This window comes from Sneathiella sp. (assembly GCF_002694385.1).
In the GTDB taxonomy this organism is placed as follows: domain Bacteria; phylum Pseudomonadota; class Alphaproteobacteria; order Sneathiellales; family Sneathiellaceae; genus Sneathiella.
In genome coordinates this window covers 62,763-80,024 of the sequence record NZ_NZMB01000016.1, presented here as the reverse complement: position 1 = coordinate 80,024, position 17,262 = coordinate 62,763, and the positions used below count along the sequence as shown (strand labels likewise).

General features: G+C 57.9%; 14 protein-coding genes. 9 read left to right on the top strand and 5 right to left on the bottom strand.

Features of this window, described 5'->3' with window-relative positions; translation table 11 throughout:
- The first annotated feature begins 63 nt into the window (after positions 1–63).
- Positions 64–1,359: an adenylosuccinate lyase gene (gene purB, locus CMN55_RS10615; RefSeq protein ID WP_293949781.1), complete on the top strand. Its 1,296-nt coding sequence runs from the start codon at positions 64–66 to the stop codon at positions 1,357–1,359.
- Positions 1,360–1,460: 101 nt separating this feature from the next.
- Here the strand turns inward: purB and CMN55_RS10610 are convergent, their stop codons facing one another.
- Positions 1,461–1,784, bottom strand: coding sequence for a DUF1476 domain-containing protein (locus tag CMN55_RS10610; RefSeq protein WP_293949780.1), 324 nt, complete (start codon positions 1,782–1,784; stop codon positions 1,461–1,463).
- 289 nt (positions 1,785–2,073) lie between these two features.
- On the opposite strand from CMN55_RS10610, the gene purC reads away from it, so the two are divergent.
- The 7 genes from purC (at position 2,074) to CMN55_RS10575 (ending at position 7,761) form a co-directional block, all read left to right on the top strand.
- Positions 2,074–2,838 (top strand): phosphoribosylaminoimidazolesuccinocarboxamide synthase, encoded by a 765-nt coding sequence (gene purC / locus CMN55_RS10605; protein ID WP_293949779.1) that lies wholly within the window; start codon positions 2,074–2,076, stop codon positions 2,836–2,838.
- Between the two features lie 63 nt (positions 2,839–2,901).
- Complete coding sequence (gene purS, locus CMN55_RS10600; RefSeq protein ID WP_293949778.1) at positions 2,902–3,144, top strand: phosphoribosylformylglycinamidine synthase subunit PurS; 243 nt, start codon at positions 2,902–2,904, stop codon at positions 3,142–3,144.
- Positions 3,145–3,160: 16 nt separating this feature from the next.
- Positions 3,161–3,850 (top strand): phosphoribosylformylglycinamidine synthase subunit PurQ, encoded by a 690-nt coding sequence (gene purQ / locus CMN55_RS10595; protein ID WP_293949777.1) that lies wholly within the window; start codon positions 3,161–3,163, stop codon positions 3,848–3,850.
- Between the two features lie 4 nt (positions 3,851–3,854).
- Positions 3,855–6,062 carry a phosphoribosylformylglycinamidine synthase subunit PurL gene (gene purL, locus CMN55_RS10590; RefSeq protein WP_293949776.1) on the top strand — a complete coding sequence of 736 codons (2,208 nt, stop codon included), beginning with the start codon at positions 3,855–3,857 and terminating at the stop codon, positions 6,060–6,062.
- Positions 6,063–6,068: 6 nt separating this feature from the next.
- Positions 6,069–6,308, top strand: coding sequence for a BolA family transcriptional regulator (locus tag CMN55_RS10585; RefSeq protein ID WP_293949775.1), 240 nt, complete (start codon positions 6,069–6,071; stop codon positions 6,306–6,308).
- A gap of 29 nt (positions 6,309–6,337) precedes the next feature.
- Complete coding sequence (grxD, locus tag CMN55_RS10580; RefSeq protein WP_293949774.1) at positions 6,338–6,676, top strand: Grx4 family monothiol glutaredoxin; 339 nt, start codon at positions 6,338–6,340, stop codon at positions 6,674–6,676.
- Between the two features lie 32 nt (positions 6,677–6,708).
- Positions 6,709–7,761, top strand: coding sequence for an alpha/beta hydrolase (locus CMN55_RS10575; protein ID WP_293949773.1), 1,053 nt, complete (start codon positions 6,709–6,711; stop codon positions 7,759–7,761).
- Between the two features lies 1 nt (position 7,762).
- On the opposite strand, the gene prfB is transcribed toward CMN55_RS10575, so the two are convergent.
- The 3 genes from prfB to CMN55_RS10560 form a co-directional block, all read right to left on the bottom strand.
- A protein-coding gene (gene prfB / locus CMN55_RS10570) for a peptide chain release factor 2 (protein WP_293949772.1) occupies positions 7,763–8,879 on the bottom strand; the annotation gives its coding sequence in 2 pieces (ribosomal slippage) (positions 7,763–8,809 and positions 8,811–8,879; 1,116 coding nt in all).
- 54 nt (positions 8,880–8,933) lie between these two features.
- On the bottom strand, positions 8,934–11,390 hold the full coding sequence (locus CMN55_RS10565; RefSeq protein ID WP_293949771.1) for a penicillin-binding protein 1A: 2,457 nt from the start codon (positions 11,388–11,390) through the stop codon (positions 8,934–8,936).
- Between the two features lie 107 nt (positions 11,391–11,497).
- Positions 11,498–12,691, bottom strand: coding sequence for an N-acetylmuramoyl-L-alanine amidase (locus CMN55_RS10560; RefSeq protein ID WP_293949770.1), 1,194 nt, complete (start codon positions 12,689–12,691; stop codon positions 11,498–11,500).
- 506 nt (positions 12,692–13,197) lie between these two features.
- Here CMN55_RS10560 and CMN55_RS10555 point away from each other — a divergent pair.
- Positions 13,198–15,978: an Rne/Rng family ribonuclease gene (locus CMN55_RS10555; RefSeq protein ID WP_293949769.1), complete on the top strand. Its 2,781-nt coding sequence runs from the start codon at positions 13,198–13,200 to the stop codon at positions 15,976–15,978.
- Positions 15,979–16,101: 123 nt separating this feature from the next.
- Here the strand turns inward: CMN55_RS10555 and CMN55_RS10550 are convergent, their stop codons facing one another.
- Entirely contained in the window at positions 16,102–17,256 is a 1,155-nt protein-coding gene (locus CMN55_RS10550) for a pyridoxal phosphate-dependent aminotransferase (RefSeq protein WP_293949768.1), read from the bottom strand.
- Positions 17,257–17,262 lie beyond the last annotated feature (6 nt).

Here is a 17,262-nt window from a genome sequence, read left to right as displayed (position 1 = left end):
GATTTTCCGCAACCTCTGCTAGGTCAGCCTTCTTCCTTTATTGTAGTCAGAAAGATAGCCGCCATGATCCCCCGTTATGCCCGCCCCGAGATGACCGCCATCTGGGACCCGCAAAGCAAATTCCGTATCTGGTTCGAGATTGAAGCCCATGCCTGTGATGCGCAGGCGAAGCTGGGCGTTATTCCCGAGGCTGCCGCCAAGGCGGTGTGGGAGCGTGGTAATTTCGATATTGACCGCATTGACGAGATTGAACGCGAAACAAAGCATGACGTGATCGCCTTTCTCACCAACCTGGCCGAATATGTTGGCGATGAGGCGCGCTTTGTACATCAGGGCATGACATCGTCGGATGTGCTGGATACTTGCCTGTCGGTGCAGTTGACGAAGGCTTGCGATATCCTGCTCGCCGATATGGATGCGCTGCTGGCCGCGCTGAAGGCGAAGGCCTATGCCCATAAGGATGACGTTTGCGTCGGCCGCTCCCACGGTATCCATGCGGAACCGGTGACTTTTGGCCTCAAGATGGCGCAGGCCTATGCGGAATTTGATCGCAATCGGGAGCGTCTTGTTAATGCGCGGAAAGATATCGCCACCTGTGCCATTTCCGGCGCTGTCGGTACCTTCGCGAATATCGACCCCTATGTGGAAGAACATGTGGCGGCGTCCCTTGGCCTGACGCCCGAGCCCGCCTCGACGCAGGTGATTCCCCGTGACCGTCACGCCATGTTCTTCGCCACACTTGGCGTGATTGCCAGCTCTATTGAACGGCTGGCCGTTGAAATCCGTCATCTGCAACGCACCGAAGTGCTGGAAGCTGAAGAATATTTTGCGCCGGGACAGAAAGGCTCCTCCGCCATGCCGCACAAGCGCAACCCGGTGTTGACGGAGAATCTGACCGGTCTCGCCCGTCTTGTTCGTATGGCGACGATCCCGGCCATGGAAAATGTCGCCCTCTGGCATGAGCGGGATATCTCCCATTCCTCCGTAGAGCGGGGCATCGGCCCGGATGCGACCATCACGCTTGATTTCGCCCTCGCCCGCCTGACCGGGGTCATTGAAAAGCTGGTGGTATATCCCGAAAATATGCTGCGCAATATGAATAAGCTCGGCGGCCTGATCCATTCGCAGCGGGTGCTGCTGGCCCTCACCCAGGCGGGCGTCAGCCGGGAAGACAGCTATCGTCTCGTGCAGCGCAACGCCATGCGCGTGTGGCGCGAAGGCGCAGACTTCATGGAACTGCTGAAAGCCGATGATGAAGTCATGAAAGCACTCTCAGCGGAACAGATTGAAAGCGTTTTTGACCTTGAATATCATACGAAGCATGTGGATACGATTTTCCGGCGTGTCTTTGGCGAATAATCCCGATCACAAAACAAAGAAAGAGGCGCAATGACTTGCGCCTCTTTCTTTATACAGCGGATAAGGATTTAACAGGGCGATTGCCCGATCACCCGACCGGCTCAGTTGCCTGAACGGATCTGCTCGCGGGCGGTCGCCAGCAGCTCTTCCATGGTGCGGCGGATGCGGTGGTCCGACATTTCCACATGTTGCGCATCAAGATCGCCGCGCACCTTGCGAAAGACGTCTTCATCGCCCTTCTCTTCCATATCGGCGATCACCACTTCCTTGGCATAAGCCTCGGCGTCCGCGCCGCTTTTGCCAAGAAGATCGGCAGCCCACAGGCCAAGCAGCTTGTTGCGGCGCGCCATAATCCTGAATTCCTGTTCCTGATCATGGGCGAACTTGTTTTCCCGCCCCTTTTTCCGATCGTCGAATCCTGACATGAGTTTCCTGTTCCTAATCTTGTTTCAAACCAACAATCCGTAGCCCGGCAATGCCTTATAGCGAAGATGGGATGTTCCGCCTAGCCCTGCAAGTAAAAAACTGCGGAATATGCGATAATTCGATGACAGGAAATGTTGTCTTTGCCCGATTTCTGCATTATGTTCCGCTTGCCTTTGCGATGACGCACGGGCGATTGAAGATGATGGCGCGAATGATTTTTTGCAGGGACGCCGTCGGATATTTTTTCTCTGGCGGATGACCGCCTTTTCGATGAGTTGGAGTGTTTCCATGACCCGACGTAGACGTGTCTACGAAGGCAAGGCGAAGGTTCTTTTTGAAGGGCCGGAACCGGGCACGCTGGTGCAGTATTTCAAGGATGACGCGACCGCCTTCAATGGCGAAAAGAAAGCGACTGTCACCGGCAAGGGTGTGCTGAATAACCGCATTTCCGAACATCTGATGATCAAGCTGGCGGAAATCGGCATTCACAACCATTTCATCCGCCGCCTCAACATGCGCGAACAGCTCATCAAGGAGGTGGAGATCATTCCGATTGAGGTGATCATTCGCAACGTTGCCGCCGGCTCCATCTGCAAGCGTCTCGGTATTACCGAAGGAACGCCCCTGCCCCGGCCGATCATCGAATTTTGCTTCAAGTCGGACGAGCTTAACGATCCCATGGTGACGGAAGAGCATATCACCGCCTTTGGCTGGGCGAACCCGCTGGAACTTGACGATATCGTCAACCAGTCGCTCCGGGTCAATGATTTCCTGCTCGGGCTGTTCGCAGGCATCGGCATCCGGCTGATCGACTTCAAGCTGGAATTCGGCCGCTCCTACGAAGGGGACGAGATGCATATCATTCTCGCCGATGAAATCAGTCCTGACAATTGCCGTCTGTGGGATGCCGCGACCAACAAGAAGCTGGACAAGGACCGCTTCCGCCGCGACCTTGGCGGGGTCGAGGATGCCTATCAGGAAGTCGCCCGTCGTCTCGGCATCATTCCCGAAGGCGGCCCTGGAGACCTTCAGGGCAGCACGGCCATTCAGTAAAGGCGCCTCCCCCGCGCCTTTTTATTTAAGTCCAGGGGTGTTCAAAACCCGAATGAGGATCAGATGAAAGCACGTGTCTATATTTCCTTGAAAAACGGGGTGCTTGACCCCCAGGGAAAAGCGATTTCCCATGCCTTACAGGGGCTGGGCTTCGGCAATGTTCTGGATGCCCGCCAGGGCAAGACGATTGATCTGGAGCTTACCGGGGCGGATCCGGCCGAGGCCGAGGCGGAAGTCGAGAAAATGTGCCAGCAGCTTCTCGCCAACACGGTGATCGAGAATTACAGCATCGAGATTTTGGATTGAGCGAAAGGCTAGGACGATGAAGGCCGCCGTTATCGTATTTCCGGGCTCCAATTGTGACCGCGATCTGAAGGTCGCCCTCGCCCAGTCCATGGGCCGCGATCCCGATATGGTCTGGCATGGTGACAGCCAGTTGCCGCCGACCGATCTGATCGCCATTCCGGGCGGGTTCTCCTATGGCGATTATCTTCGTGCGGGCGCCATGGCGGCGAATTCACCGATTATGCGCGAGGTGGTGAAGAAGGCCGCCGCAGGGACGCCCGTTCTCGCCATCTGTAACGGATTTCAGGTAGCGACGGAAACCGGCATGCTGCCGGGTGCGCTTCTTCGCAACGCGGGACAGAAATTCGTGTGCAGGGATGTAAATCTGCTGATCACGTCGCAGAATGAACGGTTTGTCGGCGGTTTTGAACTGGGTGAGGTTGTGCGCTTCCCGGTTGCTCACCATGACGGCAACTATTTTGCGGATACGGACACGCTGGAGGAGTTGGAGGCAGAAGGCCAAGTTGCTTTCAAATATGCGGGCGCGGATGGCGAACTGACCGCAGAGGCGAATCCGAACGGTTCGCTCAACAACATCGCCGGTATCTATAATAAGGCGGGCAATGTGCTCGGACTCATGCCGCATCCGGAGCGGCTCATCTCCGAGGAGCTGGGCGGCACCGACGGCAGGCGCTTTTTCGATCATCTCGTAAATTCCATTGTTTGAGATCATGACAGAAATTACCAAGGAAATTGTCGCCGAACACGGCCTCTCCGAAGATGAATATCAGGAGCTTCTGAGGGTTCTGGGGCGTGTCCCGAACCTCACGGAGCTTGGCATCTTCTCGGTGATGTGGAGTGAGCATTGCTCTTATAAATCTTCCAAAAAATGGCTGAAAACTCTGCCGACGTCCGCTCCTTGGGTGATCTGCGGCCCTGGCGAGAATGCGGGTGTCATCGACATTGGCGATGGTCAGGCGGCGATCTTCAAGATGGAGAGCCACAACCATCCGTCCTATATCGAACCCTATCAGGGGGCGGCGACGGGTGTTGGCGGCATCATGCGCGATGTGTTCACCATGGGCGCGCGTCCCGTTGCCAATATGAATGCGCTCCGCTTCGGTCGGCCGGATCATCCGAAAACCCGTCATCTGGTCTCCGGTGTTGTGGCGGGTATCTCAGGATATGGCAACTGCATGGGGGTGCCGACCGTCGGCGGAGAAACAAACTTCCACAGCTCCTATGACGGTAATATTCTCGTCAATGCGATGACAGTCGGCATTGCCGATACGGACAAGATTTTCTATTCCGCGGCGGCCGGTGTCGGCAATCCGGTGGTCTATGTGGGCTCCAAAACCGGGCGGGACGGCATTCATGGCGCGACCATGGCCTCCGCTGAATTCGATGACGACAGCGAAGAAAAACGCCCGACCGTGCAGGTGGGCGATCCTTTCACGGAAAAGCTCCTGCTGGAGGCCTGTCTCGAGCTGATGGCGACGGATGCCATTGTCGCTATTCAGGACATGGGCGCGGCGGGGCTCACCTCCTCCTCCTTCGAAATGGCGGACAAGGGCGGTGTCGGGATTGAGTTGAACCTTGATCAGGTACCGATGCGCGAGGAAGGCATGACGCCTTATGAAATCATGCTTTCGGAAAGTCAGGAGCGCATGCTCATGGTTCTGAAGCCGGGCCGAGAAGAAGAGGCGCGGCGGATTTTCGAGAAATGGGAGCTGGACTTCTCCGTGATCGGCAAGGTGACGGATACTGGCCGCATGGTCTTGACCATGCAGGGGGAGACGGTCGCCGATCTGCCCGTGGCGCCGCTTGCCGATGCAGCGCCGGAATATGACCGGCCGTGGGTCAAAACACCGATACAGGCGCCGATCCGGGGGGAAGATGTGGCTGCGCCCAACGATCTTGGCGAGGCATTGATCAAGCTCATGGGATCATCGGAGATCGCCAGCCGCAAATGGATCTGGGAACAGTATGACCATATGGTCATGGGCGACACCATCCAGCGGCCAGGCGGCGATGCGGCGGTTGTCCGTGTGCATGGCACCGGCAAGGCGCTCGCCATCACCACCGATTGTACACCGCGCTACTGCTTTGCCGATCCGGTGACAGGCGGCGCGCAGGCAGTGGCGGAGGCCTGGCGCAATATCACGGCTACGGGGGCGCTGCCGCTCGCCATCACCGACTGCATGAATTTCGGCAACCCGCAACGACCCGAGATCATGGGCCAGTTCGTCGGCTGCATAGAAGGCATGAAGAATGCCTGCCTTGCCCTTGATTTTCCTGTTATTTCCGGCAACGTCTCGCTCTATAACGAGACCAATGGCACGGGCATACATCCGACGCCGGCTGTGGGGGGCGTCGGCATTCTGAAAGACCTTGCCCATATGACCACCCTCGCCTTCAAGGAGGACGGAGATATCGTGCTGCTGCTTGGCGATTTGACCGGTGAAATGGGGCAGTCGCTTTACCTGCGGGAAATTGAAGGGCGTGAGGAAGGGGCTCCGCCCACTGTGGATCTCGCGAAAGAACGCAAATATGGCGATTATCTCCGCGCCATGATCGAAAAGGGGCTGGTCACTGCCGCCCATGATATTTCCGATGGCGGCCTTGGCGTTGCGCTTGCCGAAATGGCCCTTGCGGGCAATATCGGCGCCGAATTGGAGATTGAGACAGACCTGCCGCCTCATGCGGCGCTTTTCGCGGAAACTCAGGCCGCCTATGTTATCACGGCAAAGCCCGATGATGTGGAGATGTTGCGCGGATTTGCCCTCGCCGATGATATTCCCCTACACATTCTTGGAACGATCGGTCATACTGATTTGAAAATCGGCGGCTGGCTGACCATATCTTTGGGAAGGCTGCGCGACGTCCATGCGGGCTGGCTGCCAGAGCTGATGGCCGGTCCCGGAAGTGAACAGGAGTGATGATCCATGGCGATGGATGCGAGTGAAATTGAACGGTTGATCAAGGAAGGCATCCCCGATGCAACGGTGGAGATCACCGATCTGCGCGGCGATGGCGATCATTATGCCGCCATGGTGACCTCCGCCAGCTTTATCGGCCTTCCCCGCGTTCGCCAGCACCAGATGGTCTATGAGGCGCTGAAAGGAAACATGGGCCATGCGCTGCATGCCCTTGCCCTGCAAACCTCGGTGCCGGAAGGCCGCTAATCAGAAACAACTTCAAAAAGGATTTCTAAATGCTTGATCAAGTGACAAGAGATCGAATTTCCCAGGAAATTACCGATAATGATGTCGTGCTCTTTATGAAGGGGACAGCTATTTTCCCGCAGTGCGGTTTTTCGGCGACGGCGGTGCAAATTCTCTCCCATCTCGACGTCAAGTTCAAGAGCATCGACGTGCTCGCCGATCCCGGCATCCGCCAGGGCATCAAGGAATTCAGCGAATGGCCGACCATCCCGCAGCTCTATGTGAAGGGTGAATTCGTCGGCGGCTGCGACATCATGCGCGAAATGTTCGAAACCGGCGAATTGCAGGATATGCTCGTCGAGAAGCAGGTTGCCCGCGCCTCTGCCTGACGGCTTTTCCTGATCTTTGAAGAAAGGCCGGGATGCTGGAACGCCTGATCGCTGCGCTGCTTGCTGCACTCCCCTCTTCCTTTTTCAGCCTGTTTTATGGCTTCCGGCCGCTGGTAATTGATGGCCAGAAGCTGGATGCCAAGGCGCGGCTGTTGTGCGACCTGGACAGGAAATCGGCATCCCCTGTGACTATTGAAGGTCTTGCGGAAAACCGCGAGAAGCTGGAGAAAGTCTCCAGTCTGCTGGCGGGGAAGCCGCCCAGGCTCCCCTCCATTCAGGATATCACCATCCGAAGCGGCAGCGACGACTTTCCTGCCCGGTTGTATCGCCCGCTTGATGAGCCCTCCCTTCCCGTTCTCGTTTATTATCATGGTGGCGGCTATATCCGCGGCTCCCTCGACAGTCATGACGGTCTTTGCGCACGGCTTGCGAAATATGGCGGTTTTGCCGTTCTGTCCGTTGGCTACAGGCTGGCGCCGGAGGCGAGGTTTCCGGCGGCGGTTGAGGATAGCTGTGCCGCCTTGCGGTGGGTTTCTGAAAAAGGCACGGATTACGGCCTGGATTCGTCCCGTTTGGCTGTGGGCGGCGACAGTTCCGGCGGGTGCCTTGCCGCCGTCGTCGCACAGCAGGCGGCATCGCAGGGCGGCCCCCTGCCTCTGTTCCAGATGCTGTTCTATCCGACGCTGGATGCGCATCTCTCCGCGCCCAGTCATGCCATGTTTGCGGATGGGTTTTTCCTGACCCGCGCGCGGATGGAAGGCTATCGCGATATGTATCTGAACAATGCGTCGGAACGGGACGATATCCGGGCCTCCCCCATTCTCAACACCGATCTTGCCGGACTTCCCCCGGCGCTGATTGTCACGGCCGGGTTCGATCCCTTACGCGATGAGGCGGAGGAGTATGGCAAGGCATTACAGGCGGCAGGCGTCAATGTGGGTGTGGTGCGCTTTCCCGCCATGGTGCATGGCTTCATGTCCATGACGGGCGTGTTTCCGGAGGCGGAAAAGGCCCTCCATCAGGCGGCAGACGCGCTTGCCCATGTTTTTGCCGTAGCGGCGCAGGACAACAATACAGCGGACTGATTTACGCCGCATCTTCCTCTCCGCCGATTTTCTGGGCCAGCGCCGCGGCGAGGTAATCGTCAAGATCCCCGTCCAGCACGCCTTGCGCGTTGCCCTTTTCAACGCCTGTCCGGAGATCCTTAACCATCTGGTAGGGATGCAGCACGTAGGAGCGAATCTGATGCCCCCAGCCGATATCGGTTTGGCTGTCACGGGTTTCCTGTGCCTCGGCCTCGCGTTTTTGCAGCTCCAGCTCATAAAGGCGGGATTTCAGCATCTTCATGGCCGCCGCTTTGTTCTTGTGCTGCGAGCGGTCATTCTGGCACTGCACGACGACATTGGTTGGGATATGGGTAATACGCACGGCGGATTCCGTCCGGTTGACATGCTGCCCACCGGCGCCGGAGGCACGATAGACATCGATGCGCAGGTCTTTTTCCTCAATCTCGATGTCAATTTCATCGTCGATTACCGGATACACCCCGACGGAGCAAAAGCTGGTATGCCGCCGGGCGTTGGAATCGAAGGGGGAAATGCGCACCAGCCGGTGCACGCCGCTTTCGGTTTTCAGCCAGCCATAGGCATTTTCGCCGTTGATCTCGATGGTGACGGATTTGATGCCCGCTTCTTCCCCGGCGCTTTCTTCCAGCATTTTGGTCTTGTAGCCATGCTGATCCGCCCAGCGTAAATACATACGCAGCAGCATCTGCGCCCAGTCCTGTGATTCCGTCCCGCCCGCCCCGGCATGGATTTCGAGATAGCAGTCATTGGCATCCACTTCGCCCGACAGCATGCTTTCCAGGCGGCGGCGGTTAACCTCGATCAGCATGTCTTTGAGCGCGGCTTCGGCCTCAAGAACGGTGTCTTCGTCCTCCTCCTCCTCCGCCAGCGCGATCAGGTCGCAGTTATCCTGCAAATCCTGCGCGATGCGGTTATAGGCGGAGAGGGCATTGTCGAGCGTTGTCCGTTCGCGCATCAGGCTTTGCGCCTTGGCGGCGTTGTTCCACAGATCAGGGTCTTCGACGAGGGCGTTCAGCTCCTCCAGACGGCGGGTAGCATTATCCCAGTCAAAGATACCTCCTCAGCAGGGACATGCCCCGCTTGATTTCATCGACCAGTGACTGATGTTCTGCACGCATTCTTAACTCCACACTATCGGTAATTTTCGCCGGAAGGTAATCCGAAAATCCGGATCAGTAAAGCCCGCCCGTGCCGGACCGGATAGTACCGCCGGAAGAACGGGGCGTTTCATCCGTATTCGCGGCGGCGGGGGCAAAGCCGCCCCCTTCCGAGCCATCCAGCACGCCCCTGCTACTGAGGCTGCCGGTCGTGGCCTTGAAGGCTTCCCAGATGACATTCTTGTCACCGCGTCTTGCGGGCTCGCCGGTTTGCTCGTTAATGCGGACAAGGCGAATGCCTTCGGGCACGCGGAAGGGGGTGGCAGGTTGGTCTTGCAATGCGGCGGCCATGAAATCCCGGAAGATCGGGGCTGCGACGGAAGAGCCGGTCTCCCGCTGGCCAAGGCTTTGCGGGGTATCGAAGCCGACATAGACGCCGACGGCGAGATCGGGCGAAAAGCCGACGAACCAGGCATCATTGCTGTCATTGGTGGTGCCGGTCTTGCCGCCGAGCGGTTTGCCGATCACGCTGATGGAACGTCCGGTGCCCCGCTCAATCACGCCTTCGAGCATGGAAACGACCTGATAGGCCGTGGTGGCGGGCAGAATCTGTTCGCGGTTATCGGGGAGCTGCGGCGCTTCCTGATTGTTCCATTCGGCGACATTGCAGCTCTCGCACGCACGATCATCATGACGGTAGATGGTCTTGCCGCGGCGATCCTGCACGCGGTCGATGAGGGTCGGCGTGATCTGCTTGCCGCCATTGACCAGCTCCGCATAGGCGGTGGTGAGGCGCAGCAGCGTTGTTTCCCCGGCACCGAGGGCCATGGACAGCGTCGGCATCAGATTATCGGTAATGCCGAAACGGCGGGCATAATCGACTACCGGCTCCATCCCGATGGCGCGGGCGAGCCGCACGGTCATCAGGTTGCGCGATTTCTCGATCCCAAGGCGCAATGTACTCGGCCCATAGAAGCGGTTCGAGTAGTTGGATGGCTTCCAGCGTTCGCCATTCGGCTGGGTCAGCACGAAAGGTCCATCCATCACCTTGTCAGCAGGCGTGAAACCGTTATCGAGCGCCGCCGCGTAGACGAAGGGCTTGAAGGCCGAACCGGGCTGGCGATAGGCTTGCACTGCGCGATTGAACTGGGAGGTGTCGGCGCTCCAGCCTCCAACCAGGGCGTGAACGCGGCCGGTATGCGGGTCCATGGCGACCAGCGCGCCGGAGACTTTCGGGATCTGTTCAAGGGCAAAGAGACGCTCGGTTGCTTTCGCTCCCTCCTTCGGTGAAACGGCGATGATGTCGCCAACTTTCAGTACATCGGCGGGTGCTTTCACGGCGGGGCCTCTTTGATCCACGCCCTGAAACTCGCGCGCCCAGTCCATATCTTCCAGCAGAATTTGTCCCTTGGTTGTATCGGCAAAGCCGATCTCTGCTGCTTCTCCGGTCAGCTTCAGGACCACCGCCATCGGCCAGTCGCCAAGTCCCTTGGGTCGCGGAAATTTGATCATCTGCACGGCCCAATCTTCCCCCACTTCGATTGAGGAAAGAGGGCCGCGCCAGCCGTGACGGCGATCATAATCACGTAATCCCTTGCGGAGTACGGCTTCGCCCGTCTTCTGCAGGGTGGTCTGCATGGTGGCGCGCACGGAAAGACCGCCATCGTAAAGCGCCTTCTCGCCATATATGTTATAGAGTTCGCGCCGCACCTGTTCGACGAACCATTCCGCCCGGATCACCTGCGCGTCGCCACCTTCGCGGGCGATCAGCGGCGTGGCATAGGCCTCTTCCGCCTGATCCGTGGTGATATAGCCATCTTCCAGCAGGCGGCCAATCACATAGTCACGCCGTTCCATCGCCCGTTTGGGAAAGCGGAAAGGGTTATAATTATTGGGTGCTTTCGGCAACGCGCCGAGATAGGCGGCCTCGGCAATGGTGAGCTGGTCGAGGGATTTGTCGAAATAGTAAAGGGCCGCCGCCGCCACGCCATAGGCACGGTGGCCGAGATAGATTTCATTGAGATAGAGTTCCAGCACCTGATCTTTCGAGAGGGCCCGGTTGATACGCAGCGCCAGGATTGCTTCCTTCGCCTTGCGCTCATAGGAAACCTCGTTGGTCAGCAGCATGTTTTTCGCGACCTGCTGGGTGATGGTGGACGCGCCGACCGGTCGCCGCCCCTGCCCGATATTCTTGATGTTTGTGAAAAGCGCGCGGGCGATGCCCTGAAAATCGACGCCGGGATGGCTGTAATAATTCTGGTCTTCCGCGGCGATAAAGGCCTGTTTGACAATATCCGGGATGGTATCAATGGGCACGAACAGGCGCCGCTGATGCGCATATTCGGCAATCAGCCCGCCGTCGGCCGCGTGAACACGGGTCATCACCGGTGGTTCGTATTTAGTCAGTTGATCATATTCCGGCAGGCCCCTGCCGAAGTGATAAAATCCATAGCCGATCACGCCCGCCGCCAGCACGCCGAAAATCAGCAGCAGGGTGACACTCAAGAACAGGAATTTGGCAAAACGCTTCATGGGCACAGGGTTCTCAATCACTTGTCCGTTCAGTGAATATAGAACAGATTTGGCTATTTTCAGGCAAAATATAATTTTTCATTCCGTCGTCATATGACGGCGGCGGCTTACGGATCGACTGTTTCGAAATATTTGTCAACAGCGGCGGCAATGGCTTCCGCCAGATTTTGCTGTCCGGCACCGGATTTCAGAATACGTTCATCTTCGCGATTGGAAAGATAGCCGAGCTCCACCAGTACCGAGGGCACATCCGGGGCTTTCAACACCCGGAACCCGGCGAAACGATGCGACCGTCCCCGCACCTTCATGCCCGAGCGGGCAATCTCCGGCGTCAGCATTTCCGCAAATTTGACGGAGAAATTCTTGGTCTCGCGCTGCGCCAGGTCAATCAGAATACCCTGCACCGTATCATCCTGAGCGCTGAGATCGACACCGGCGATCAGATCGGATTTGTTTTCTTCCTTGGCAAGCTCCGCCGCCTCATCGTCGGAGGCGTTTTCAGACAGGGTATAGACCGCCGCGCCGCGAAAATCCGGACGGCTGATCGAATCGGCATGGATTGAGACAAACAGATCGGCCCCCGCATGGCGTCCGACGGCGACCCGTTCGCGCAGGCTGAGGAAAATGTCGTCATCGCGTGTCATCAGCACGGTATATTTTGGGTTTTTCTTCAGAAGATCGCGGATCTTGCGGGATACGGCGAGGGTGATTTTTTTCTCATACACTCCGCTTTTGCCGATGGCGCCGGGGTCAATACCCCCATGTCCGGCATCCACTACAATCGTGTATTTGCGGGCTTCGGTCGGCGGCGGGGCGACAAGGGCGACCTGCTCGGGCTCCTGATTTTGCCGGTGCTCCGCCAGTGCGGCGCGAAAGGCCGCCTCGTCCGTTTTCTGGATATCTATGAAAAAACGCCACGGCTTGCCCGAGGCGGGCGGCAGCGTCACGGCCTGCAATATCTTGACCGGCCCGGCAACATCCAGCACGACGCGTGACGTGTCCTTCTTGAATAGCCCCCAGCGGTAATTCTCGATCACGCCTTTTCTCTCGGCAGTTCCCTCTCCGGCATTCCAGTTCACCTGCGGCAGATCGATAACGATGCGATAGGGATCGGCGAGCAGGAAGATGTCATAGGCGGGCGCAGCGCTCATCTCCATGACGAAGCGTGTCTTGTCCTCATGCAATCCGAGGCGAACGGCGGACACCTCAAGGGGGGGAGCCGCCGGAGCAGTGCCGGGTTGCAACACGCCCCAGCACATGAGCAGCAACATCAGGGAGGCGCGGAAAAAGCGACGAACCATATCCATATCCGGATCAAATAAATTTACGCTACGCATTTTGCGGCCAATCGCCGCCGAATATCCCAAATTAACGGCTTCGGCGGCGCTAATCAATGCACTCGGGCGACATATCACGAATATTTTTCACCCCGTGTCATTATTCACTTGGTATGAAAGTGGCAATGGCGCTATCATATACGCGTGAGTTCCTGTGGTCAGTTCCTGATCTCATATATATGAGGCAGGACGGCGCCGTTACCGACAGCTTTTGTAGGCATTGACAGGTCGTCAATCCCCGGAGCGTCAGGCAGCAGCGCTTAAGACAATGCAGTGAAAATTAGGTGAAACAGAAATCGTTCCCGTTTTCAATGGCGAAAACGGGTTCCGGCAGCCGGAAATTAAAGCCGCCTCGGCAAGGCGTACTTCAGATCATGTCGAGAACAAGCGGGCGGCGCCGACGATTTCCTCAGAAATCGGCTCATATCCTCTGTGCTCATAGGGAGGATATGCAGTCTTGGAGCTAAAGTATGGCTACGCGTATGCTGATCGACGCGTCTCACGAGGAAGAGACACGCGTCGTAATAGTTAAAGGCACCCGTCTCGAAGAATTTGATTACGAGACGGCCTCAAAAAAACAGCTTAAAGGCAATATTTATCTCGCAAAAGTCACCCGGGTCGAACCCTCGCTACAGGCGGCTTTTGTAGAATATGGCGGTAATCGCCACGGTTTTCTTCCCTTCAATGAAATTCATCCTGATTATTATCAGCTTCCTATTGCCGATCGCGAAGCGCTGATCGAACAGGAAGCCGCCGAAGAGCTCGAAGCCAGCGACCTTGAAGAGGCCGAACTGGAACAGACGGACGCCGGGGGCAAATCCGCAGATGGAAAGGCTGAGGCTGGCGCCGCTGGCGAGGAAGTCGTTGCCGAGAAGAACGAAAATACCTCCGCGGCCGACGATCCGGACGAGCATGGCGGTCCCGAAGAGGTTGATAGCGGCGAGACGGACTATGTGGAAAGTCTCGGCGGGGAGGATGAGATTGAGGGTCGGCGTCCGGTCCCGTCACGGCGGCATTACAAAATCCAGGAAGTCATCAAGCGGCGGCAGATTCTGCTGGTGCAGGTCGTCAAGGAAGAGCGCGGCAATAAGGGCGCGGCCCTGACCACCTATATCTCCCTGCCTGGCCGTTACAGCGTGCTGATGCCCAACACCGGACGGGGCGGCGGAATCAGCCGTAAAATCAGCGCCCCGGCGGATCGCAAGCGCCTGAAGAAAATTGCCAATGAGCTGGATGTTCCCAAAGGTATCGGCGTGATCATCCGCACGGCAGGTCTCAGCCGCACCAAGGTCGAGATCAAGCGTGATTATGAATTTCTCATGCGCTTGTGGGACGATATTCGCGAACTGACGCTGAAATCCATTGCGCCCTTCTGCGTCTATGAGGAGGCGAACCTCATCAAGCGTTGCATCCGCGACCTCTATGATAAGGATATCAGTGAGGTTCTGGTTGAAGGCGACGAGGGCTACAAGGTCGCCAAGGATTTCATGCGCAAGCTGATGCCGAGCCATGCGAAGAAGGTGCAGCCCTACAAGGACAAGATCCCCCTCTTCCATCGCTTTCAGGTGGAGCAGCAGTTCGCCTCCATGTATCATCCCGAGGTGCAGCTCAAATCCGGCGGTTATATTGTTATCAACCCGACCGAGGCGCTTGTCTCCATCGATGTGAACTCCGGCAAGGCCACGCGGGAGCGCAATGTCGAGGATACGGCGACGAAGACCAATCTGGAGGCGGCCGAAGAAATTGCCCGTCAGCTTCGCCTGCGCGATTTGGCCGGTCTGATCGTCATCGATTTTATCGATATGGACGACAACCGTAATAACCGGGCGGTGGAACGTCGGATGAAGGATTGTCTCAAATCCGACCGGGCGCGTATTCAGGTGGGACGGATTAGCCCCTTTGGCCTGATGGAAATGTCGCGTCAGCGCCTGCGGCCGAGTTTCCTGGAAACCAGCACGACAATCTGCCATACCTGCGGCGGATCCGGTTTTGTGCGCTCTATCGAATCCACGGCACTGCTGATTATCCGCACGCTGGAAGAGGAAGGCGTGCGCGAACGCAGCAGCAAGATCACTGTTTCCGTTCATACGGAGGTGGCGATATACCTGCTGAATCAGAAGCGCGCGGTCATTCAGGAACTGGAAAACCTCTATGGTATCACCATTCTGATCCTTGCCGATCCTACCATCAATATGAATGATTACAAGATGGACCGGGAAAAGGGCAAACCGGGCGAGCTGACCCCTGTCTCACGTGAGGTTGCAGCGGCCTATACCGCCTCCCCCATTGCGGAGGATGAGGACGAGGAAGAGGACGAAGAGGAAAAGCCCGCCCGCAGCCAAGGCAATGAAGACGAAGATGGCAGTTCTTCCAAACGCCGCCGCCGCCGTCGCCGCCGTAAGCCCCGGGACGAATCTGCCGCGACTGAGGCGGGCGCGTCGGAAAGTCAGAAGGCGGAACCGCGTGAGGGTCATCCCTCTGATAGCGACGAGGACGCCCAGGAGCCGAAACGCCGCCGTCGCGGCAAACGCGGCGGTCGCCGTCGCTCCCGCACAGCGACGAGTGATGAGGCGCGCCATGCAGAGGACGGCGAAGGCGGACGCACCGTCCTTGAGGAGACAGCCACACAGGGCGATACTGCCGATGATCAGGCGTCTGTTCATATTCCAATTACGGTGACGGAGGGGGATAGTGCCCCTGCCGCAGAGGAGCAGACGGCTGCGCCACAGACTGCCGGGGAAACGGCGGACGCATCGCCGGATACGCCGCTGCAGGGGACGGATGCACAAGCGGCGGAAGAGCCGGTTGAGGTTAAAAAGCCACGCCGCACCCGCCGCAAGGCGACAGCGGCCGAAGCAGAACCTGCCGCAGAGACAGTCTCCGAACCCGCCTCTTCCGCGAATGCGGAAATGGAAGAGGAAGAAAAGCCGAAAAAGAAAGCCCCCGCCCGTCGTCGGCGGACCACCAAGAAAGCCGAGGCGGAAACAACGGAAGCCGATGTGAACGGGGAAAGCGCGGCGGAGGCGAAAGAAGACGCGTCCAAACCGGCCTCCAAAGCCGCGGCAAAAGCGGATGATATGCCTACCTCTGCACCCGAAACTGCGAAAGCGCCGGCTGATACGGCGGTGGCCGATACTACCGAAATTTCGGAAAAACCTGTCTCTGTGACGCTGGTCAATGAGGGAGCGGTTGAGGAAACAACGTCGAGCGAGGCAAAGCCGAAGCGACGCGGTTGGTGGCGGCGCGGCTGATGCCGAGAGATTAGCTCCTGGCAATCACATTAAATGAAAACGGAAAAGGGGGCACAAGCCCCCTTTTTTTCGCCAGATGCAAGCTTGCCTGTGGATCATTGCAAAGTGGCGTGTCAGAAAGGCCTATGATTTTCTGAGCGCCGGCCAGTTTTTGAGGGCCGCAACCGCCCGTTCCATGGCCTCGGTCGTCCCGGCGAAGGAAAACCGCACATAGACATGGCCGCGATGCGGATCGAAATCGACGCCCGGTGTTGCCGCCACTCCCGTCTCATGCAGCATCCGCTTGCAGAATTCGACGGAATCATTGGTATAATCCCGCACATCCGCATAGAGGTAAAAAGCGCCGTCGGCGGCCGCCAGTCGGCTCAGCCCCAGCTTTGGAAATTCCCGCAACAGCAAGTCACGATTACGGGCATAGACCGCCACATTGGCCGCAATCTCATCATGGCAGTCAAAGGCAGCGACAGCGGCATACTGGCTGAGCGCGGGCGGCGAGATAAATAGATTTTGCGCCAGCTTCTCGCAGAGGTCGAGCAGCCGCTCCGGCACCACCATCCAGCCGAGCCGCCAGCCAGTCATCGAAAAGAATTTCGAAAAGCTGTTAATGACAATTGCCTCATCGGTGAATTGCAACGCGGTCACCGCCGCTTCGTCATAGCAGATGCCGTGATAAATCTCGTCGGAGATGAATTGCAGACCCCTGTCTTTACAATAATCGACAAGCGCCCGCATTTCCCTTTCATGGATCATGGTGCCGGTCGGGTTTGACGGGCTTGCGACCAGCAGTCCTTGCAGCGGTTCGTCCAGCCTGTCCAGCAACTCTGGCGTTGGCTGAAAATTGGTTTCCGCCCCGCAGGGCAGCCCGAGGGGTGAGCGCCCCAGCGCCGTCAGGATATTGCGATAGGCGGGATAGCCGGGCTCCGCCAGGACAACACGGTCCCCCGTCTTAAAAGCGGATAGAAAACTGAGCAGAAAGGCGCCGGATGAGCCGGTGGTGACGATGATGCGATTTGCGGGCACTGTGGCGCCATAAAAATCCCGGTAATGGCGTGAAATAGCCTCCCGCAACTCGGGGATCCCGAGGGCGCCCGTATAACCGATAAGCTGCTGATCGAGCGCCGCACGCGCCGCCGCCAACACCTTCGCGGGGGCTTTTGTGCCGGGTTGTCCGACCTCCATATGGATCACCTCACCGCCCTGTTCTTCCCGCATTGCGGCGGCTTTCATGACTTCCATGACGATGAAGGGGCTGATTTCGGGGCCCTTGGACTGTGTCATCCGCCT

Coding starts and splice junctions, on each gene's coding strand:
- purB (WP_293949781.1), top strand. CDS start 64: ATGATCCCCCGTTATGCCCGCCCCGAGATGACCGCCATCTGGGACCCG.
- CMN55_RS10610 (WP_293949780.1), bottom strand. CDS start 1,784: ATGTCAGGATTCGACGATCGGAAAAAGGGGCGGGAAAACAAGTTCGCC.
- purC (WP_293949779.1), top strand. CDS start 2,074: ATGACCCGACGTAGACGTGTCTACGAAGGCAAGGCGAAGGTTCTTTTT.
- purS (WP_293949778.1), top strand. CDS start 2,902: ATGAAAGCACGTGTCTATATTTCCTTGAAAAACGGGGTGCTTGACCCC.
- purQ (WP_293949777.1), top strand. CDS start 3,161: ATGAAGGCCGCCGTTATCGTATTTCCGGGCTCCAATTGTGACCGCGAT.
- purL (WP_293949776.1), top strand. CDS start 3,855: ATGACAGAAATTACCAAGGAAATTGTCGCCGAACACGGCCTCTCCGAA.
- CMN55_RS10585 (WP_293949775.1), top strand. CDS start 6,069: ATGGCGATGGATGCGAGTGAAATTGAACGGTTGATCAAGGAAGGCATC.
- grxD (WP_293949774.1), top strand. CDS start 6,338: ATGCTTGATCAAGTGACAAGAGATCGAATTTCCCAGGAAATTACCGAT.
- CMN55_RS10575 (WP_293949773.1), top strand. CDS start 6,709: ATGCTGGAACGCCTGATCGCTGCGCTGCTTGCTGCACTCCCCTCTTCC.
- CMN55_RS10565 (WP_293949771.1), bottom strand. CDS start 11,390: ATGAAGCGTTTTGCCAAATTCCTGTTCTTGAGTGTCACCCTGCTGCTG.
- CMN55_RS10560 (WP_293949770.1), bottom strand. CDS start 12,691: ATGGTTCGTCGCTTTTTCCGCGCCTCCCTGATGTTGCTGCTCATGTGC.
- CMN55_RS10555 (WP_293949769.1), top strand. CDS start 13,198: ATGGCTACGCGTATGCTGATCGACGCGTCTCACGAGGAAGAGACACGC.
- CMN55_RS10550 (WP_293949768.1), bottom strand. CDS start 17,256: ATGACACAGTCCAAGGGCCCCGAAATCAGCCCCTTCATCGTCATGGAA.